This window comes from Mesorhizobium cantuariense (assembly GCF_042647205.1).
Taxonomy (GTDB): Bacteria; Pseudomonadota; Alphaproteobacteria; order Rhizobiales; family Rhizobiaceae; genus Mesorhizobium; species Mesorhizobium cantuariense.
Window position 1 is genome coordinate 424856 of sequence record NZ_JBHRVD010000001.1, and the last position, 20082, is coordinate 444937.

Sequence of the window (20082 nt, forward strand, 5' to 3'; positions counted from 1 at the left end):
CCGCGGCTGTGTCATCTGTATTCGAGATGGTTTTGGTCGATATTCCATATTTGACCGGGCGTAACCATCGCGTTGAAACTGCAGAGAGGCGAGCCTTGGTCCGGATATCGGCTGGTCTCGAATTGGCAGGAATTCACTCAAGCGGAGCATGAGATGTCCAACGCCCCGAGCTATCAGCTTTTCATCAACGGCAGGTGGCGAGACAGTAGCGACGGAACCACTCTGCCGGTTACCAGCCCGGCGACAGAGAAAGTGTTTGCCTCGGTGGCGGCGGCTTCAGCGTCGGACCTTGATGAGGCCCTTGCTTCGGCAGAGCGCAGCCGCCGGGCTTGGTCCTCACGGGCTGCCAAAGAGCGCGGCGAGATCCTTGTTGCGGCAGCCAGGACCCTTGACACGAAGGTGAAAGACGCAGCGAAGGATTTGTCGACCGAACAGGGAAAGACGATTGCCGAAGCGACCGGTGAATACGCGCGCGCTGTTGAAACATTGGAGTGGAACGGCACGCACGCCGAAGAGCTGTCGGCCCCTGTTCCGATGGGCCCGAACCGGATGATCGTCCCCGAGCCCCTTGGCGTCGTTGCTGCCTTTACGCCTTGGAACTATCCCGCCGTGCTCATCGCACGCAAGCTCGCCCCTGCTTTGGCGGCGGGCTGCCCGGTGATCCTCAAAGGAGCTGAAGAGACACCAAGCGCTGCCGTTCATTTCGTCGAAGCCTTGCGACAAGCGGGTATTCCGGACGGCGTGGTCAATCTCGTCTTTGGTGTGCCTGTGCAAATATCCCGGCATCTCCTCAGTTCGCCGATCGTCAAGGTGCTAACTTTCACGGGCTCTACCGAGGTTGGAAAACAGCTGGCCAAGCTCGCCGCGAATAACTTGCAGCGGTGCATCCTCGAACTCGGTGGACATTCCCCGGTCGTTGTATGTGAGGATGCCGACCTGGCAACGGCAATACCGGCAATTTCGGAATACAAGTTCGAGTGCGCGGGCCAGAGCTGCAATGCGCCCAGCAGGATCCTCGTCGCGCGGCCTCTCTATGAGGAATTCCTGTCCCGGATGACGGAAGCCGCTCGCAAGATCAAGATCGGCCCACCCGACAATCCGGCGACGGAGATGGGCCCAATGGCAAACGCCCGGCGAATCGAGGCCATGCAGCGTCTGGTCCAGGATGCTGTCGATCGCGGCGCCCGCATCGAAACTGGCGGCACACGCCTCGACCAGCCGGGCTTTTACTGGCCGCCCACCATTCTGACAGGCGTGCCAAAGGATGCAAAAGTGCTTCATGACGAGCCGTTCGGGCCGATCCTCACCGTGGCGCCGTTCGACACGATCGAGGAGGCGATCGAAGAAGCCAACGCCACTGCGTATGGCTTGGCTGCCTACTTCTTCACCGGCGCCACCGATGCGAAACGGACCCTGATCGGCGGTCTTTCGGCAGGCGCGATCAGTGTAAATTACCTGAAAGGGGTTTCTGCAGATGCGCCATATGGGGGCGTCAAACAAAGCGGCTATGGATATGAGGGCGGCGAGCAGGGATTGCGGAGCTTCCAAAGCCTGAAACTGGTCAACGGGCTCGGGTCATTGGGATGAGAATTCGTGGATAAAAAAACTCGGACCATTGCCGGCAAGGATATTACAAAGAGCGTCGCCGACGCCCTTCAGTATATCTCGTACTACCATCCCCCCGACTACATCCGATACCTTTCGCAGGCATACGCGCGCGAGCAGAGTCCGTCGGCTAAGAACGCCATCGGTCAGATTTTGTTGAACTCCCGCATGGCGGCCTTCGGACGGCGCCCGATCTGCCAGGATACCGGTCTCGTGGTGGTCTTTGCAAAGGTTGGCATGGGCGTCCGCATCAAATCAACGGCCAGTTTCGCTGACCTGGTGAATGAGGGCGTCCGCCGAGCCTATCTCGACCCCGACAATCCCCTTCGCCCATCGATCGTCTCGGATCCGCTTGCCGCACGATTGAACACCCGCGACAACACGCCGGCAGTCATCCACGTCGACCTTGTGCAAGGCAACCAGATTGAAATCACCATCGCCGCAAAAGGGGGCGGATCGGAAAACAAGGCGCGTTTCACCACCCTTAACCCCAGCGCGTCCGTTGCCGACTGGGTGGTCGACACTGTTTCGACCCTGGGCAGCGGATGGTGCCCCCCCGGCCTGATCTCGGTCGGCATCGGTGGTAGCGCCGAAAAGGCGATGCTACTGGCCAAGGAGGCAATGAACGAGCCTATCGACATGTCGGAGCTGATCGCCAGGGGGCCGTCATGCGCGGAGGACGCACTGCGGATTGAGCTTTATGAACGCATTAACGCGCTCGGTATCGGAGCCCAGGGTCTCGGGGGGCTGACGACAGTTGTTGACGTCAAGGTTGCAGCCTATCCTACACATGCGGCGTCAAAGCCTGTAGCGCTCATTCCGCAATGCGCCGCCAACCGACACCTTAAGTTTACTTTGGACGGCACAGGACCGGTACAACTCCAACCGCCCGACCTTTCCGAATGGCCCCAGATCGGTCATGAGGATTTGCACGCAACTGGCGTCCGGCGGGTCAATCTCAATGCGGTCACAAAAGAAGAGACGGCATCGTGGCGCTGCGGTGAAACCCTACTTTTGTCCGGAAAGATGCTGACGGGCCGAGACGCTGCCCACCAGCGAATGGTCGACCTGATCGATGCCGGCAAGCCGCTTCCGATCGATCTGCGGGGACGCGTGATCTATTACGTCGGACCCGTCCGCGCAGTCAGGGATGAGGTGGTCGGGCCGGCTGGCCCGACAACGTCCAGCCGGATGGACGGTTTTACTGACAAGATCCTCGCCGAAACCGGACTTTTCGCTATGGTCGGTAAGGCGGAGAGGGGACCGGCGGCGATCGAGTCGATTGTCAGACACAAGGCGCCCTATCTCATCGCAGTGGGTGGCGCTGCGTACTTGATTTCAAAATCGATCAAGGCGGCGCGCATCGTTGCCTTTGAAGACCTGGGCATGGAAGCCATCTATGAATTCGAGGTGCAGGACATGCCGGTCATCATGGCTGTCGATGTTGAGGGAAACTCCATTCACAATTCCGGGCCTCTTGAGTGGCGCAAGCGCATGGCGGCCGAAAGCATTGCCCGCAGCATCGGCGTTTGAGTTTCCCGGCTGCGCGATCCGGCCAGACTTCCGCGCCGGATTTTGGGCCGCAACGGTCACGCAAGCGGTATTGTGGTTCAGCTCCTCGGCGAGCGAGACAAGAAAGGCCTTCAAGTCGCTCTCGATGCCAAATCCTCGGAGGCAAACACTGCTTCGATCTGCCTTCCATACGATCGACACTCGAGTGCTTTCGAGGGTGCCAATCAGGTCAAGCACTGGAGATACCAAAATAATGCGCGATCTATCTACGACGAGCTCGCCGCCGACAGGCGATCACCCCTCGTCAACGCCCGGCTAGGGGAGGGGCAATAGCCCAGCTGTTCTACAACCTTTCTGCTTGGATCGCTCTCAGTCACCTGACTTTCGACAACTTCACTGACGCGTTGCTGGCCGAAGGACGGATGACGTCCACTACATTCCTAACTTCAATCAATGATAGAATTGGTTAGAACTAATTCCGCTGTCGTTCACCGCTTGAGAGCAAAAGGTCATGAAGTCGAAACCCTCTCCTGTGCGCCTAGACGCTTGGGACGTCCGGATTCTCTCAGAGATCCAGTCAAATGGTCGGATTTCGAAGAGCGAACTCGCAAAGCGTGTTCATCTTTCGGCGTCGGCCTGTTCGGAGCGGCTCCGTGTGCTCGAAGCCGAAGGGATCATTGAGGGGTTCTATGCGCGACTCAGTCCAGCCCTCATCGGGGGTATCATCTCCATAATGGTGGAGGTGGTTCTGGATCGCCATCGTCTCGAGGATCAACGGCACTTCGAGACTGCGATCCAAGAGATTCCGGAAATCCTGGACTGCTGGGCCATCGGGGGGCGGATCGACTATTTGATGCGCGTTTCATCTCCTTCCATGGCTGCGTATCAGGATTTCATGGAGGGATTGCTGCAGGCAGGCTTGGGTATCGATCAATACTATAGCCTTGTCGTGACCAAACCGGTGAAATCCAATTCACCAATCCCGTTGTCCGCTCTGAGGCAACGGTAAATCCTCGAAGCCCTCGTTTTCACGGCGTTTGATGCCGATTCCGAGAATTCGTCGGCGAAAGACGTGCATTCCCGCGAAATTTGAGAGGCGTTTCTGATATAGAGAGGCGGCTGGCCTGGTCTTCTCCGTGAATGCGCGAGAAGGGAGACGATGCGCTTGGGCAATCTGGGAACCGAGCAACCACGAGAGAAGGATCGAAGCTTATGGGTGCCAAAGAGAAGCATAATTCAAAATCGAAAACGAAATTTACGAATAATCCAAAAAAATGAGATCTCGCCCCTAGTAATCTCTCACCGTTCCTGCGATCGGTGTACATCTACGTGTGCAAAAAGGTTTACTTCAACGCTCCATGTGGAAGGGTTCTCGGATGACTTTTAATGTCTCGAAAGCGGCCTGCATCTTGATAGGCTCACTTGCATGTGCAGCAATTTTGCATCCGGTATCGGGTTTTGCTGAAGAGGCCTGTACAGGGTCGGTGGCCACTCCGCCAAAAATCTCCGGCATGTATATCGACAATTTTGACGGGTGGCAGTCGGTGGGCAAACAAGCGTGGGTGGGCTACGCTGCAGGCGACCAGATGATTTTTGATATCTGTAGCGTCGACAATACGAAAAAATTTTTGATCGCTCACAATAGCGTCGACAACCAGTATAATCCCGGAAAATACAGTCGGTTTGAGTGGTTTGGCTCTAACGGTCAGTTGTTTTACTGCCAGCAGGTCTTTGATGCGACGTCAGCTGCAGACGCAGCCGATTTCACCAAAACAAAGGCCGCTGACTCGTCAGATGCAAACGACAAAGGCTGTGGCCAAGCCGGTCAATTTCCTTGGTCGCAGCTTATTCTCATCGCGCGTTGATACAGGGGAATTCAATGGCAGAACAATACGCGGTTTTCTTCGACGAAAAAGTTCAGCTGGGTGACGCGCCGTCGACGGAATTTTTCCCCCATGCAAAATATGCGGGCCTTGAATTGCATCTGCCCATCCGGCCCTCTCGGAATGAAACCGACACCGGTGACGTGCAGCTAAGGTTGGAGACCTCCCTAATTGAAACTTGGGAGGACTGGCAAAACACACGGTCAATATTGATGGCCATTTGGTGGGTTACATAGGTGACCCAAATGACGGACAGAGTAGGTCAGAGACATTCATTTTGACTGTTAGCAAGCAGACCTTCGACGCCATCGCCGGAGGTTACCATACGCTTTCAATTATTTGCGGCTCCGCAAAACCGGGTTTAATCGACGATTTTGAACTCAGAAAAATTGCGGTGGCTGGCGCGAACATAAGGCTTGGATGGAGCTGAATCGCTAGCGGGCAAGGGGTTCTCGATTTGGCGCACGGATAGCTGTCAGCGACTATTCTTGTGGCTGGGCCTTGGTTCCTGTGGGTGGCAGCCTCCACATCAGCGTCAAGGGTGCCTCGGCCCCCGCTGCGCGGCTTTCTGGCTTGACGCCGCGGTGGAGCCCGCCATTGGGCTTGGGAAGGGCAATGGATAGGTATCGGCAGATTGCCGTTACCGCCTGCGGTATTGTCGACTGCGCAACGGCCGTGGTGGCCGATGTTGTGGCGTATCGAGGTGGGGAGGTCGATGACGACCTTATACCAACGGTCTCGGGTGCTGACTCTTTCGTGATTTTGGAGCGTCGCCCAACCGTGATTCCGTGTTGCCGAAGGAGATTCGGCCATGGGATCAGCGGTGAAGTTACGAACGGACTATTCGGCGACGGAACTGCGCCGCCTCGCGCGTGGGTCGAAGGATGTGCGGCAGAGCAGCCGGCTATTGTCGATCGCTGCGGTACTGGACGGCATGAGCCGGGCAGACGCGGGGCGGATTGGCGGCATGGACCGCCAGACGCTGCGGGACTGGGTGCACCGGTTCAACGCGACCGGCCCCGATGGCCTTGTCGACCACTGGTCGTCGGGCCCGCCGTGCCGGCTGTCGCCTGAACAGAATGCTGAACTGGCGGCAATCGTGGAGAGGGGGCCGGATCGCGCCGTCGACGGCGTCGTGCGCTGGCGGCGCATCGACCTAAAGCGCGTCATCAAGGAGCGTTTCGGCATCGATTACGATACCCGCTATGTCGGGAAGCTGCTGCACAAGCTCGGCTTCTCGCATATGAGCGCCCGGCCGCACCACCCGGCGCAGGACGCCCATATCATCGAAGAGTTCAAAAAAACTGGCAGCGCACGCTGAAGGCGCATCTTTGCGACCTGCCGCCGCGTACGAAGGTGGAACTCTGGTTCCAGGATGAAGCCAGGATAGGTCAGAAGAACGGCATCACAAGGCAGTGGGCCAGGCGTGGCACGCGGCCGCGACAGCCAGCCGACCAGCGATACAAGAGCGCATATCTGTTCGGCGCCATCTGCCCGGCTCGGGGCACCGGCGCAGCTCTCGCGCTGCCATTTGCCGACACCGAGGCCATGCAACTCCATATCGACGAGATCAGCCGCCATGTCGAAAAGGGCGCGCATGCCGTGCTCATCATGGATCGCGCCGGATGGCACACCACCGCCAACCTCAACATGCCGCGCAACATCACGCCGATCTTCCTGCCCTCGCGTGCGCCCGAATTGAACCCGGTCGAGAATGTCTGGCAGTACATGCGGCAGAACTGGCTCTCAAACCGCGTCTTCGAAAGCTACGATGCCATTATCGACGCCGCATGCGATGCCTGGCACAAGCTACTCGCCGCTCCCGAAACAATCACATCGATCGGAATGCGAGAATGGGCTCATGTCGGTCAAACTCCATGACTCTTGGTATTACTGGGTACGCGCAAGGCCTTTTCATTAAGTAATGTTCGGTGTGCAGGAGTAAACTACAGTGCAGGGTGGTGACGACAAGAAAACAGAACCGTTGATCAGTCGCGGTTCAGAATGGCATCGATGGGAGCCGCACATTCATGCGCCTGGCACCATTCTCAATAACCAATTCGGAGCCACCGATCCCTGGAATTTCTATCTGGCGACGCTCGAAAGCCTGACACCCAAAATCGAGGCAATCGCCGTTACCGATTATTATGTCACCGACACCTACGAGCAATTCCTCAAACACAAAGCTGCTGGCAGGTTGCCGGGTGTAAAGCTGATCTTCGCGAACATCGAGTTGCGCCTCGATGTGGCGGCAAAGTCTGGCTTCGTGAACATCCATCTCTTGGTCAGCCCCGAAGATCCGCACCATGTCGATGAGGTCAAGCGCATCCTCAAGCGCTTGCAATTTGGCGCGCACAACGATCGTTACGATTGCTCACGCGAAGAGCTTATCAAGCTTGGAAAGCGTGCCGACCCGACAATCATCGATGACGGCGCAGCTCTTCGGCATGGTGCGACGCAGGTTAAGGTCAATTTTGATCTGCTTAGGACCGTGTTTCAAGAAAGTGAATGGGCGAAGACAAACATACTGATCGCGGTTGCAGGCGGCGCCGGTGACGGTACTTCGGGTCTCCGACAGGCTGCCGACACTACAGTGCGCGAGGAAATTGAGAAATTTGCGCACATCATTTTCTCCAGCAGCCCAGCGCAGCGAGAATTCTGGCTCGGCCAACGCGGCGTGACCGGCCAGCAACTGCGTGCCCGCTACGATGGCTGTAATACCAACGGTCAATTTGATTGACCGACGTGAGCCCATTCGCGCATTCCGATTGATGTGATGGTGTTTGGTCGTTCGATGAGCTCGCGCCAGGCCCCGCACGCGGCGTCGATGATGGCGTCGTAGCCTTCGAAGACGCGATTTGAGAGCCAGTTCTGGCGCAGATACTGCCAGACGTTCTCGACGGGGTTCAGCTCCGGCGCGCGGGGCGGCAGGAAGATTAGCGTGATGTTCTTGGGCACTTTCAGTTTGGCGGTGGTGTGCCAGCCGGCGCGGTCGAGCAGCAGAACGGCATGAGCGCGCCTGGCAACATGGCGGCTGATCTCGTCGAGATGAAGTTGCATGGCCTCCGTGTCGGCGAAGGGCAGCGCCAGCCCGGCTGCTATGCCACGCGCCGGGCAGATGGCGCCGAACAGATAGGCGCTCTTGTAGCGCTGGTCGGCCGGCTGACGGGGCCGCGTGCCGCGCCTGGCCCATTGCCGCACGATGCCATTCTTCTGGCCGATGCGGGCTTCGTCCTGGAACCAGATCTCGACCGGCTTGCCTTTGGGCAGGTCGGCCAGATGGGCGCTCAGCGTGCGCGGGAAGTTTTTTTATACGCCTCGACGATCTCGCCGTCCTGGCCCGGATGAAGTGGCCGGGCGCTGATATGGGAGAAGCCGAGCTGCTTCAAAAGCGTTCCGACGTAGCGCTCGTGATAGTCGACGCCGAAGCGTTCCTTGATGAGCCTCTGGAGATCAATGCGCCGCCAGCGCACGACGCCGTCGACGGCCCGGTCCGGCCCGGTCTCGACGATCCGTGCCAGTTCCGCCTTCTGCGACACCGACAGGCGCGGCTCCGGCCCGCCGTTCCAGGCGTCCTCGAGGCCGTCTGGACCAGCGTCGTTGAAACGGTGAACCCAATCCCGCAGGGTCTGCCGGTCCATGCCGCCGACCCGGGCCGCATCCTCACGGCTCATCCCGTCGAGAACCGCTGCCAACGACAGCAGCCGACGGCTCTGCTTGCTATCCTTCGAACTCTTGGCCAGCCGCCGCAACTCGGCTGCCGAATAGTCCGTCCGCATCTTGATCGCTGATCCCATGGCGCGAATCCTCCTCGCCCCAATGGAATCACGGTTCCGCTCACTCCGGTATCCCAAGAGAGTCAGCCGTCAGATCCTTTAGTATAAGCCCTGTCTCCACGGGAGCGACTCATACCAACGGTCTCGGGTGCTGACTCTTTCGTGATTTTGGAGCGTCGCCCAACCGTGATTCCGTGTTGCCGAAGGAGATTCGGCCATGGGATCAGCGGTGAAGTTACGAACGGACTATTCGGCGACGGAACTGCGCCGCCTCGCGCGTGGGTCGAAGGATGTGCGGCAGAGCAGCCGGCTATTGTCGATCGCTGCGGTACTGGACGGCATGAGCCGGGCAGACGCGGGGCGGATTGGCGGCATGGACCGCCAGACGCTGCGGGACTGGGTGCACCGGTTCAACGCGACCGGCCCCGATGGCCTTGTCGACCACTGGTCGTCGGGCCCGCCGTGCCGGCTGTCGCCTGAACAGAATGCTGAACTGGCGGCAATCGTGGAGAGGGGGCCGGATCGCGCCGTCGACGGCGTCGTGCGCTGGCGGCGCATCGACCTAAAGCGCGTCATCAAGGAGCGTTTCGGCATCGATTACGATACCCGCTATGTCGGGAAGCTGCTGCACAAGCTCGGCTTCTCGCATATGAGCGCCCGGCCGCACCACCCGGCGCAGGACGCCCATATCATCGAAGAGTTCAAAAAAACTGGCAGCGCACGCTGAAGGCGCATCTTTGCGACCTGCCGCCGCGTACGAAGGTGGAACTCTGGTTCCAGGATGAAGCCAGGATAGGTCAGAAGAACGGCATCACAAGGCAGTGGGCCAGGCGTGGCACGCGGCCGCGACAGCCAGCCGACCAGCGATACAAGAGCGCATATCTGTTCGGCGCCATCTGCCCGGCTCGGGGCACCGGCGCAGCTCTCGCGCTGCCATTTGCCGACACCGAGGCCATGCAACTCCATATCGACGAGATCAGCCGCCATGTCGAAAAGGGCGCGCATGCCGTGCTCATCATGGATCGCGCCGGATGGCACACCACCGCCAACCTCAACATGCCGCGCAACATCACGCCGATCTTCCTGCCCTCGCGTGCGCCCGAATTGAACCCGGTCGAGAATGTCTGGCAGTACATGCGGCAGAACTGGCTCTCAAACCGCGTCTTCGAAAGCTACGATGCCATTATCGACGCCGCATGCGATGCCTGGCACAAGCTACTCGCCGCTCCCGAAACAATCACATCGATCGGAATGCGAGAATGGGCTCATGTCGGTCAAACTCCATGACTCTTGGTATCACACGATCAGAAATCGGTTGGCCAGCCAGTCGATAATCGCTTTTCATGGATTAAAGGCGCTTTGGAATTCGATGCTCTCCGCCAAGCCTGCATCGACCCAGAGGGTCGCGCCTTCGTCGGCGAGCAACCGCCTCGATCGGCAATGCCGTCGCAGGTCATCTCGCACGTCGTTATCGACGGCGCGGATTGGGCCACCACACCTTCTATCCCCCTCAACCCGGGCCTTGTAGCCATTATCGGGGCGCGGGGATCTGGCAAGACGGCCTTGGCAGATGTCATTGCGGCAGGCTGCGATGCGATTGCGCCCTCCGGCTGGAACGCTGACGAGAATATCAGTGCCTCCTTCTTGGCACGGGCGCGCAGGCTGATCGGAGGCGCGACGACGACGCTCACCTGGGGCGGCGGCGCCGAGGTTACTCGCTCGCTCAAAGGCAGCGACGCCAACGGCCATATCTCCTTTCCACGCGCCCGCTATCTCTCCCAGCAGTTCGTTGAAGAGCTTTGCTCGGCTAAGGGTGTCTCCGATGGTCTTGTGGACGAGATCGAGCGCGTGATCTTCGAGTCCCATTCACAAGAAGATCGTGACTGGGCAACCGACTTCGCCGACCTGCGCGACCAGCAGACTGCACGTTTTCAACAAGCACGTAGTCGTGAAGCCGGGGCGATCTCGGACGTCTCAGAACGCATCGCCGGGGAGTTCGAGAAGGAAACCCTTGTCGCCACACTAACGATGCAGGTCGCGCAGAAAACGAAACTAATCGCGGACTACACGGCCGATCGGGCCAAGCTCGTCGTCAAAGGAACTGAAGCGCAGGTTGCCCGCCACACCCAGCTTAGCGCCGTGGCTCAGAATCTTCGGAACAGGATCCAAACCCTCGGAAATCAACGCCGTGCCTTCGTAGCCCTGCAGGACGAGGCCCGTAGTATGCGCGCCACTGGCGCACCGGAAATGCTCCGCCAAACCCAGGCGCGACATGCCAACAGCTTCCTGGACGCTAAGCAGTGGGACGACTTCCTGTTAACTTACAAGGGCAATGTCGATCAGAGCTTGGTAGCTTACATCGCGTGGGCGGATGGCGAGGTGCGAAAGCTGAACGGCGTTCCACCGCCGCCTAGCGATCCGAACGTCGCGCAGATCGCCGACAATGCTGATCTCTCGACACTTACGCTCGCTCCGATCGTTGCTGAAATGACCCGCCTTGGGGCTCTGTTCAGCGCGGACAAACTGGTCCGGGATCAATACACCGCGTTGACTGGCCGCATCACCCAGGAGAGTTCTGCGCTTCAGGCCCTGGACACCCGGCTTACGGATGCACGTGGGGCCGCAGCTCGCCGAAACGAGCTTCAGACCGAGCGCGACGACACCTACGGACGGGTTTTCGAAGCGATCATCAACGAACAGAACGCACTTGCCGGTCTCTACGCACCGCTATTGGCGAGGCTTGCAGCCTCATCAGGTACGCTTAAGAAACTCAGCTTCTCGGTACGCAGAATCGCCGACGTTGACGCATGGGGTTCAGTAGCGGAGGAAGAGCTCCTCGACAGACGCAAGGCCGGCCCCTTCTATGGCCGCCGCTCGCTCATTACTGCCGCAACGGAGGCTCTCAAATCCGCGTGGGAAACGGGCTCGGCGGCGGAGGTTCAGGCTGCAATGACGGCCTTCATTGGAAAATACATCAATGACCTTCTCGCTCACGCCCCTTTTGCACCCACGCAACAAGCCGAGTTTCGCGCCTGGTCGAAGCAATTCGCTCACTGGCTTTTCGGGACCGACCACATCACCGTTAGGTATGAGATCTCCTATGACGGCGTCGACATCCGGAAGCTTTCACCTGGCACCAGGGGCATAGTCCTTTTACTGCTCTACCTGGCGCTCGACGATTCAGATGATCGCCCGCTGGTCATCGACCAACCCGAGGAAAACCTCGATCCAAAGTCCGTATTCGACGAGCTGGTGGCGCTGTTCATTGCGGCTAAATCGAAGCGCCAAGTCATCATTGTCACGCATAACGCCAATCTGGTCATCAACACCGACGCCGACCAGATCATTGTAGCCGAGGCTGGCCCGCACCCGTCGGGCGGCCTTCCGCCGATCAGCTACGTGGCGGGTGGGCTGGAAAATGCGGACATTCGCAAAGCCGTGTGCGATATCCTAGAGGGCGGTGAGGCCGCGTTTCGCGAGCGCGCACGACGGCTTCGTGTTCGTCTTGACCGGTAGTAGGCAACGATGATCACGAAGAACACAGCTGTCACCGTTTTGGAGCCATTCCTGGCGACGCTGGCCGAAAGCGGTTTGTTCCTCGAACTCCACGGGGCTGAGATAGCCGAGTGTCGAGTGCCGCCGCCGAGGATTGTAGAAGCGCTCGATGTAGTCGAACACATCTGCCCTGGCGGCATCTCTCGTCCTGTAGACCTTGCGGGCTGTGCGTTCGGTTTTCAGCGACGAGAAGAAGCTCTCCATCGCAGCATTGTCCCAGACGTTGCCCGACCGGCTCATTGAACAAGTGATGCCGTGGTCGGCCATCAGCCGCTGGAACTGCTCGCCCCCAACAACAGAAGGCTTGAGCGCAACAGAAAAATCAATGGGGCGGAGACGCCTCATACTGCCCATCCTGCGCTTCACCGATCGGGTCGCCCGATGCCTGTTCGAGCGCCGAAGGATCGAGGCCATCAACAAGCCGTCTCCAGTCAATCCGCAGAAGGGACCGAACCTCCCCAAACCAGTTACACTTCGCATATGAATAACTTTTCCCGGACAGCCCTGCAGTCGACGAGGAGATTGCGGACGGCTTCTCGAATATGCTTCCTTGCCCGCGGGAACCAGCAATCCGAACGCCTTCATGATGCTGCGGATCTGATATGATTTGAGAGTTCGGTTGTAATCCTGACCGGCCTAGTGCGTGCCGCCACGAGCGGGCTCATCGGCATATGCCCGAACATATTCCGGCGACACGAAGAACGCATCGCGCAGATTCTGCTGGACTCCCGGATGGCGGCCTTCGGACGGCGCATCTCGTACTACCATGCCCCCGACTCTATGCGGTACCTTTCCCAGACATACGCGGACGAACAGAACCCGGCGGCGCCCGCACTAAATCAATGGCCAGTTTCGCTGACCTCGTGAATGGTCGGGTAGATCTCGACCAGCTTGTCCTAACGAACAATTCGCCGATCCTCAGTAAGCGGTGCGCCAAGGCACCTTGCAATAGGCCGATGAACATGGAGTTTTCGCGCCATGACATTGGAACATGCAGAGGGCGATTTGGTCGCCGAGTTAAGCGGTGCGGCGGCGGCCGAAGACCGTGCAACAGTGGTTGGGCGCTCGCGGCAACGAAGGCTGTGGAGTTGCGCCGAGAAGCGCGCGTTGGTCGACCTGGCGAGCGCGGCGGGGTCGTCGGTGACCGAGGTCGCGCAAGCGTTCGGCGTAGCCCCATCACAGCTCTATGCCTGGCGCAAGCAGATGGCCGGCGGCGAGCCTGATGCCGATCAGGCGATGGCGACCTTCGCGCGCATCGACGTGAGCGATCTGCCCGAGGTTGAACGCCCCGTCGCCGATTGCCCGGACCCGGCCGGCAGGATCGTCGTGGCCTTTCCGAGCGGCGCGCGATTGCGGATCGACGGGATCGTCGATCCGACAGCACTGCGCATCGTCCTGGCGGAGTTGACCAAGTGATCACGGTGGTGCCGACCGACCGGATTTACTTGTGCTGCGGCGCGACCGATATGCGCCGCGGGATCAACAGCCTGGCGCTGATGGTGCAGCAGGTGCTTGCGCTCAATCCGCACACTGGCGCGATCTTCTGCTTCCGTGGACGCAAGGGTCATATCATCAAGATTCTGGCGCATGACGACCAGGGGTTCTGCCTTTTTACAAAACGGCTTTCCGAGGGTTGTTTCGCCTGGCCAACCACGAAGGATCAGGTCACCGTGTCGCTCACCAAGGCGCAGCTTTCGCTGCTTTTGGACGGGATCGATTGGCGCCGGCCAAGCAAGATTTATCGACCGCGTCTGGCTGGCTGATTTTGCTCGTTTCTTATTGATTCTGTGTCGATTCTGCTTCCGTAAAGAAGCTCTTTCGGGTATGTAATTTGGGTGTCGGAACAGACCCCCTCAATCGCTGATTTCATCGCCCGGATCGCCCTTCTGGAGGCGGCCGTTTCATCACCATCGCCGAACGCGATGAGCAACTGCGAAGGGAGCGCGCCGAGGCCGCACTTCGCATCCAGCGCCTGCAGCTGCAGATCGATCGCTTCAACCGCAAGGCCTTCGGCCGCTCGTCCGAGAAGCTGGGCCAGATGCTGCTCGAACTCGAAGATCTCGAGACAGATTTCGCCGCCGGCGTGCCCGATATCGAGCTGCCCATCGTCGCCGACACCGACAAGGTCCGGGTGTTGCCGGTGCGCAAGCTCAACCCCAACCTGCCGCGCAAGCGCATCGTTCGCGAACCCTCTTGCGCATGCTGTCCGGGCTGCGGCGGCGATCTGCGCGCCATGGGCGAAGATAGCGAGGAGATGCTCGATCTGGTCGCCCAGGCCTGGCAGGTGATGGAGACCATTCGACCCAAGTACAGCTGCCGGACCTGCGATAAAATCATCCAGGCGCCGGCACCAGCCAAGGCCATTGCACGCGGCAAGCTCAGCTATGCCGCGCTCGCCCATATCATGATGGCGAAGTGGGGTTATCATCTACCCTTCTACCGTCAGGCACAGATGATGGCCGCCAAGGGCGTCGATATCGAGCGATCCACCCTTGCGCGCAGCGCCGGCTACGCCGCCGCCTTGCTCGATCCGATCTACAATCGCATCCGCGAGATCGGCCGTACCCGCACCAAGATACACACCGACGACACGCGGCTTCCGATCCTGGCGCCCGGCACCGGCAAGACGCACAAAGGCGCGCTCTGGGTTTACGTCGCCGACGACCGCAACTCGGGTTCGCAGGAGCCGCCGATCGCCTGGTATCGCGCCACCATGGGACGCGCTGGCGAGAGCGTCATGACCGAGCTCGCCGGATTTGCCGGCACGCTCCAGGCCGACGGTTTCAGCGGCTATAACCAGATCTACAAGGGCGGCGCCATTCGAGAAGCTGCCTGCCTGGCCCATCTGCGTCGCAAGATATTCGACGTTCACGACAGCCAGCCGACCGAACTCAGCACGACCGCGATGGCCGGTATCCAGGCGATCTACCGGATCGAGGAAGAGATACGGGGGCTCCCACCCGCCGAGCGATTGGCCGCACGACGAAGGCGGACCCGACCACTGGTCCGGGCGCTGCGACGACAGCTCATGCGCCAGGGCAACGGTTTGTCGCGCCATGCCGATATCGCGAAGGCCTTCGCCTATGGCGCCAGGCGATGGCGCGCGTTCAACCGCTTCCTCCACGATGGCCAGCTCGAGCCCGACAACCTGATCGCGGAGCGCGCGATTCGTGGATTTACGGTGGGCAGGCGCAATTGGCTTTTCTCGGGCAGCCTCGCTGCGGCAGAGCGGTCCGCGGTCGTGCTCAGCATCATCGAGACCTGCAAGCTGTGCGGCGTTGATGCCGAAGCCTACATGGCCGATGTCGCCGAGCGCATCCAGAACGACTGGCCAGCCTCGCGCTGGGACGAGCTGATGCCGTGGAATTGGGGGCGCCGCGAAGAGATGCCGCTCTCCTTGGCGGCATGAGCGCGATCGATGACATGGCGCTGTCGGACGAGGCGCTCGAAGCCTGGATGGCCGCCAAGACCGCCCGCCGCCCGTTGGTGCGGACCATGTCGGCGCTGGATGGCTTCGTAACGGCGGCGGTCACCGGGCCGCGGTTCGCGGACCCGCAAGACTGGATGTGCCCGCTCATGGGGTTGCCGCGCGACGTCTTGGCCAAAGGCTCTGCAACCGATCACGCCGTGTTTGCCAGCCTCGCCAGGATCCACAACCGGATCAACGCGACGCTGTTCGACAGACCGCAGGATTATGCGCCCCGATTCGCCACCAAGCCCAGCGGCGGCATCGACCCCCGGCCGTGGTGCCAGGGGTTCTACGCGGCCATGAATCTCAACATCAAACGCTGGAAACGGCTGCTCGACCTCGACAACCCCAACCACGGCCTGCTGCTGCCGATCCTGATCTACTGCGTCGACAAAAAGGGCAGGCCCGTTCTCGGCAAGCCCCGACCGGGGCCCGAGACCGCGCACTTCATCGAGCACGAGGCCTACAAAGACATCGCCCTCGTCATCCCCGCCCTCCGCGAACTCCACTACGTCACCCACTACGATCAGTGATCGACGCCGGCGCGGCGGCCAACGGCTGACCTACCATAGACGCATCACAAGACGATTTTGGGAGGTGCCTTGGCGCACCGCTTACGATCCTCATTTCCGCACCAAGGCGATGGCAAACTCCCGAAGCCTTGGTTTTCACGGCGTTTGATGCCGATTTCGAGAATTCGTCGGCAAAAGACGTGGATTCCCGCGAAATTCGTGAGGTGTTTGCCTGTATGCTACTTGCTAGGGAGGCGGCTTGAGTGTCCTCCGGCGACTGATCGCGAGGAGAAAAACGATGAGCTTGAGCAATCTGGGAACCGAGCAACTCCGGGAGAAGGATCGAAACTTCGTCTTTCATCCGTCTACGCACTTAGCCAAGCACAGCCGCGGCGAGACGCCAAATCGGATCATGGCGAGAGCGGAAGGCGTCTACATCTGGGATACTGAAGGCCGAAAAAGCCTCGACGGTTTTGGCGGGCTCTATTGCGTCAGTATGGGGTATGGCTGCACCGAGATAGCCGACGCCATTGCTCGGCAAGCACACGAGTTGCCGTTCGCGCATGTCTACGCCAGCCAGGGCACGGAGCCGGTTGCTCTCCTGGCGGAGGCGGTCGTCGAGTACTTCGGCCAGAACATGCGAAGGGTCTATTTCGGTCTTTCCGGTTCCGACGCCAACGAAACCAACATCAAGCTGGTGTGGTACTACAATAACATTCTCGGCCGCCCTGAAAAGAAGAAGATCATCTCGCGACATCGCGGTTATCACGGTTCCGGGCTGGTCACCGGTAGCCTGACGGGCCTTCCGTTCTTTCACAAGTTTTTCGACCTGCCTTTGAGCCTGGTGCGCCATACTACGACGCCACATTACTATCGCCAGGCGCATGAGGGCGAAACTGAGGAAGCCTTCTCCAAGCGCTGTGCCGACGAACTTGAAACCCTTATTCTTGCTGAGGGCCCAGATACGGTTGCAGCCTTTATCGGAGAACCGGCACTTGGGACCGGCGGCATCGTTCCGCCTCCAAAGGGGTACTGGACGGCCATTCAAGAGGTGCTGGATAAGTACGATATCCTTCTGATCGCCGATGAAGTGGTTTGCGGTTTCGCGCGAACCGGTGAGAAATTCGGTTCCCACCTCTATGGTATGCGTCCGGATTTCGTCACCATCGCCAAGGGCCTGAGTTCCGCCTACCTCCCCATTTCCGGGTCGATTATCGGCGACCGCGTCTGGTCGGTCCTGGAAGAAGGAACGGAGAAGCACGGACCTCTCGGTCATGGCTGGACATATTCCGGTCATACGCTTTGCGCGGCGGCCGCACTTGCCAACATTCGAGTGCTTAAGGAAAGAAACATTCTGGAGCATGTTCGCGATGTCGGGCCCTATTGGCTTTCCCGTATGAAAGCCGAATTGGAGGGACATCCTATTGTCGGCGAAGTTCGCGGCGTCGGAATCCTGTCTGCCGTAGAGCTGATGCGAGATCCCAAAGCGCGCTTACCGTTTGAGCCCGAACTTCAGGTGGGGGCGCGTGCCGCCGCTGCTCTGCTTGAGAATGGGGTCATCGGCCGGGCCATGCCGCATGGCGATATCCTCGGCTTTGCCCCGCCACTGATCATCACCAGGGACGAGGTGGACATCATCGTCGACGCCACCGCGAAATCGGTTGACACGACGTTCCGCGCGCTAAAAGCCGAAGGCGCAGTATAATCTTTGCTGGCCCCCACCAGCTTTTTTTGCCGCTACTGTCCGGTCCTCCCATTTGACCGCAGCCTTTGGGCGGCGAGCCCTGCCGGTGCACCTCCCCGCCGGCAGGGCTCATTTTTGAGACGTTGCAAGTCCACCTGGACTTGCCACCCGCAAGCAAGTTACCGAAGATCCAAGGACAGACATGCAACCTGTCTTCGAAAGATTTCTGGAACGGCTTTGGGACAGCGTGGATGAGGTCGATTTCCGCAGCGCGCTCGGCGATGTGGCCTCACAATTCGACCTGCTCGCCTTCGCCTACCTCTCGCTCCCGCCGCGTTCTAAGGACAAGCCCACGCTGATCTCGAACTATCCGGCGCCCTGGACAGCGCGCTATCTTGAGCACGGGTACCAGAGCGTCGATCCCGTCATAGTGCGCGCCCGCTGCGGCGGATACCCATTTCGATGGGGCTCCGCACTGCCGGGGGTTGAGCCATCAGAAGCCGAGCAGAAGGTCTTTGACGAAGCGGCGCAGTTCGGCATTTGCTGTGGTTTGACGATCCCGATTATGGATCACCGCGGCAATTTTGCGGCGATGACCTTTGCCGCTGACAAGCGCGATCCTGTATTTTTCCGCGTCATGGAACGCTATGAAGACGATCTCCCATACGTTGCGACCTGTTTTCACATGTTTGTTCGACGAAAACTGTCCGCTGTCCGGATCGTCGACGGTGTGCCTTTGACGGCGCGCGAATACGAGTGCGCGCAATGGGTAGCACGTGGCAAATCGGCCTGGGAGACGGGCTTCATTCTCGGGATCACACAGCGCACCGCCGAGTTTCATCTCGATAACGCCCGCAGGAAGCTCGGACCAGAAGTCAGTTGGTTGCGTTTCTCATCGATTCGAAATCCTCGCATCGCTGATATTCCTACCTGTGCAACCGCACAGGCAGCGCAAGCGTAAAGCTTCGCCTCCAATACCGGGGAAATTTTGCCCGCGAGGAGGGTCTTGATGATCCAGCTGATTGCACCAGACTGCTATGAGGACTTTGCCGACGACCTGCATGCAATGCATCGCCTGCGCTACCGCGTCTTCAAGGAGAGCCTCGACTGGGCGCTACGAGGAAATAGCGGCTACGAGATCGATTCATTTGACGCGGTTTTGACGGTTCTGTCGATGGGTGCGTGCGGCTCCTGCCCTCCACAGGCCCGACAATGCTTCGCGACACCTTTCCCGTGCTGTTGGAGCGAAAGATGGCGCCCGACCACCCGAGCATCTGGGAAAGCAGTCGCTTCGCGCTCGACATTCCCTCATCCACACCGAAGGGAGCGTGCGGCATTGCGATCGCCACTTACGGACTCTTCGCTGGAATGATCGAGTTAGGCCTCTCGCGCCACCTCAGCCATATCGTAACGGTCACCGACTTCCGCATGGAGCGCATCCTTCGTCGCGCCGGTGGGCCGCTTGAGCGAATCGGAGAGCCGCAAACCATTGGCGTTACCCGCACCTTGGTAGGCTATCTCGAAGTCTCACCGCCGATGCTCCATATGGTGCGTCAAAGCGGCGGCATTGGCGGTCCAGTGCTGTGGGCGCCGGTGCTTGGCATGTGGCATGAGATCACCCGATGAAGGCGGGCAGGGGAGCACGATAATGCCCCTATCTGTCGCGCCATTTGCCGATCAGGACTGGCAGGATCACTCCTCCTATGGCTGCACCGCTGATTTAACGTTGCGTGGCTGGGCCTGAGAATTCTTGCGTCGCAACTCGGCATTCCAGAGTGATCTGCTCGCTGCGCTCCAGCAGGCCCTTAGACTGTCTCGCGGAGCCCTTATCGACGTTGTCGCTTCGGCCGGCGATCTCTCGCGCTGGGGTGTTTTGTTTCGCTGAGACTTACGGACGCAGTGCGGCCGTGTTCTGATGTCCGCGCCGGTGCGCCCATGTACTGCCTGTCGTTGCGCAACAGCCGTCCGCATCGCCGTTCGACCTGACGGCATTGTCATGTCGTGCGACAGTCCTACTGAGGCCCGACGAGAGCCAGCACGTCCATCTCCGAACTGCGGCGCATAGCCTCCAGCTCGCAGTTTCGGG

The 20082-nt window shown here is 59.7% G+C and carries 14 protein-coding genes and 4 pseudogenes; 16 read left to right on the forward strand and 2 right to left on the reverse strand.

The features are described 5' to 3' along the window. Positions 1–153 precede the first annotated feature (153 nt). The 7 genes and pseudogenes from ACFOJ9_RS01980 to ACFOJ9_RS02010 form a co-directional block, all read left to right on the forward strand. Entirely contained in the window at positions 154–1587 is a 1434-nt protein-coding gene (locus tag ACFOJ9_RS01980) for an aldehyde dehydrogenase family protein (protein WP_378976724.1), read from the forward strand. A 6-nt stretch (positions 1588–1593) separates the two neighbouring features. Continuing rightward, the gene (locus ACFOJ9_RS01985) at positions 1594–3138 is read left to right on the forward strand and encodes a fumarate hydratase (RefSeq protein WP_378976726.1); all 1545 of its coding nucleotides are present in this window, start codon (positions 1594–1596) and stop codon (positions 3136–3138) included. Positions 3139–3628: 490 nt separating this feature from the next. After that, entirely contained in the window at positions 3629–4126 is a 498-nt protein-coding gene (locus ACFOJ9_RS01990) for an Lrp/AsnC family transcriptional regulator (protein ID WP_378976728.1), read from the forward strand. A gap of 367 nt (positions 4127–4493) precedes the next feature. Then, positions 4494–4982, forward strand: a complete 489-nt coding sequence (locus ACFOJ9_RS01995) for a hypothetical protein (protein WP_378976730.1) — start codon at positions 4494–4496, stop codon at positions 4980–4982. Between the two features lie 14 nt (positions 4983–4996). Continuing rightward, the gene (locus ACFOJ9_RS02000; RefSeq protein WP_378976732.1) at positions 4997–5236 is read left to right on the forward strand and encodes a hypothetical protein; all 240 of its coding nucleotides are present in this window, start codon (positions 4997–4999) and stop codon (positions 5234–5236) included. A 575-nt stretch (positions 5237–5811) separates the two neighbouring features. Next, positions 5812–6881, forward strand: a protein-coding gene (locus tag ACFOJ9_RS02005) for an IS630 family transposase (RefSeq protein ID WP_378921754.1) whose coding sequence is annotated in 2 segments (ribosomal slippage) — positions 5812–6298 and positions 6298–6881 — 1071 coding nt in all. Because the reading frame shifts where the segments join, the coding sequence is not laid out codon by codon here. 103 nt (positions 6882–6984) lie between these two features. Next, positions 6985–7716, forward strand: a pseudogene (locus tag ACFOJ9_RS02010) (TrlF family ATPase); the annotation flags it as partial. Positions 7717–7727: 11 nt separating this feature from the next. Here the strand turns inward: ACFOJ9_RS02010 and ACFOJ9_RS02015 are convergent. After that, a protein-coding gene (locus ACFOJ9_RS02015) for an IS630 family transposase (RefSeq protein ID WP_095088284.1) occupies positions 7728–8797 on the reverse strand; the annotation gives its coding sequence in 2 pieces (ribosomal slippage) (positions 7728–8311 and positions 8311–8797; 1071 coding nt in all). A gap of 196 nt (positions 8798–8993) precedes the next feature. On the opposite strand from ACFOJ9_RS02015, the gene ACFOJ9_RS02020 reads away from it, so the two are divergent. Continuing rightward, a protein-coding gene (locus ACFOJ9_RS02020; RefSeq protein ID WP_378921754.1) for an IS630 family transposase occupies positions 8994–10063 on the forward strand; the annotation gives its coding sequence in 2 pieces (ribosomal slippage) (positions 8994–9480 and positions 9480–10063; 1071 coding nt in all). 9 nt (positions 10064–10072) lie between these two features. Beyond that, positions 10073–12292, forward strand: a pseudogene (locus ACFOJ9_RS02025) (TrlF family AAA-like ATPase); the annotation flags it as partial. A 75-nt stretch (positions 12293–12367) separates the two neighbouring features. Here ACFOJ9_RS02025 and ACFOJ9_RS02030 read toward each other — a convergent pair. Beyond that, positions 12368–12616: pseudogene (locus tag ACFOJ9_RS02030) on the reverse strand (IS3 family transposase); the annotation flags it as partial. Positions 12617–13309: 693 nt separating this feature from the next. Here ACFOJ9_RS02030 and tnpA point away from each other — a divergent pair. The 7 genes and pseudogenes from tnpA (at position 13310) to ACFOJ9_RS02065 (ending at position 19622) form a co-directional block, all read left to right on the forward strand. Further along, positions 13310–13747, forward strand: a complete 438-nt coding sequence (tnpA, locus tag ACFOJ9_RS02035) for an IS66-like element accessory protein TnpA (protein ID WP_378976734.1) — start codon at positions 13310–13312, stop codon at positions 13745–13747. Then, the gene (tnpB, locus tag ACFOJ9_RS02040; RefSeq protein ID WP_378976736.1) at positions 13744–14094 is read left to right on the forward strand and encodes an IS66 family insertion sequence element accessory protein TnpB; all 351 of its coding nucleotides are present in this window, start codon (positions 13744–13746) and stop codon (positions 14092–14094) included. The genes tnpA and tnpB overlap by 4 nt, the downstream gene beginning before the upstream one ends. Before the next feature lie 266 nt (positions 14095–14360). Continuing rightward, positions 14361–15740, forward strand: coding sequence for an IS66 family transposase (gene tnpC / locus ACFOJ9_RS02045; RefSeq protein ID WP_378987515.1), 1380 nt, complete (start codon positions 14361–14363; stop codon positions 15738–15740). Then, positions 15737–16333 (forward strand): UPF0149 family protein, encoded by a 597-nt coding sequence (locus ACFOJ9_RS02050; protein ID WP_378976738.1) that lies wholly within the window; start codon positions 15737–15739, stop codon positions 16331–16333. Before tnpC ends, ACFOJ9_RS02050 begins: the two co-directional genes overlap by 4 nt. Positions 16334–16610: 277 nt before the next feature. Further along, a complete protein-coding gene (locus tag ACFOJ9_RS02055; protein WP_378976740.1) occupies positions 16611–18017 on the forward strand; it encodes an aminotransferase in 1407 nt (468 codons plus the stop codon). A 181-nt stretch (positions 18018–18198) separates the two neighbouring features. Next, entirely contained in the window at positions 18199–18957 is a 759-nt protein-coding gene (locus ACFOJ9_RS02060) for a LuxR family transcriptional regulator (protein ID WP_378976742.1), read from the forward strand. A gap of 48 nt (positions 18958–19005) precedes the next feature. After that, positions 19006–19622, forward strand: a pseudogene (locus ACFOJ9_RS02065) (acyl-homoserine-lactone synthase). Positions 19623–20082: the final 460 nt, after the last annotated feature.

Coding starts and splice junctions, on each gene's coding strand:
- ACFOJ9_RS01980 (WP_378976724.1), top strand. CDS start 154: ATGTCCAACGCCCCGAGCTATCAGCTTTTCATCAACGGCAGGTGGCGA.
- ACFOJ9_RS01990 (WP_378976728.1), top strand. CDS start 3,629: ATGAAGTCGAAACCCTCTCCTGTGCGCCTAGACGCTTGGGACGTCCGG.
- ACFOJ9_RS01995 (WP_378976730.1), top strand. CDS start 4,494: ATGACTTTTAATGTCTCGAAAGCGGCCTGCATCTTGATAGGCTCACTT.
- ACFOJ9_RS02000 (WP_378976732.1), top strand. CDS start 4,997: ATGGCAGAACAATACGCGGTTTTCTTCGACGAAAAAGTTCAGCTGGGT.
- tnpA (WP_378976734.1), top strand. CDS start 13,310: ATGACATTGGAACATGCAGAGGGCGATTTGGTCGCCGAGTTAAGCGGT.
- ACFOJ9_RS02050 (WP_378976738.1), top strand. CDS start 15,737: ATGAGCGCGATCGATGACATGGCGCTGTCGGACGAGGCGCTCGAAGCC.
- ACFOJ9_RS02055 (WP_378976740.1), top strand. CDS start 16,611: ATGAGCTTGAGCAATCTGGGAACCGAGCAACTCCGGGAGAAGGATCGA.
- ACFOJ9_RS02060 (WP_378976742.1), top strand. CDS start 18,199: ATGCAACCTGTCTTCGAAAGATTTCTGGAACGGCTTTGGGACAGCGTG.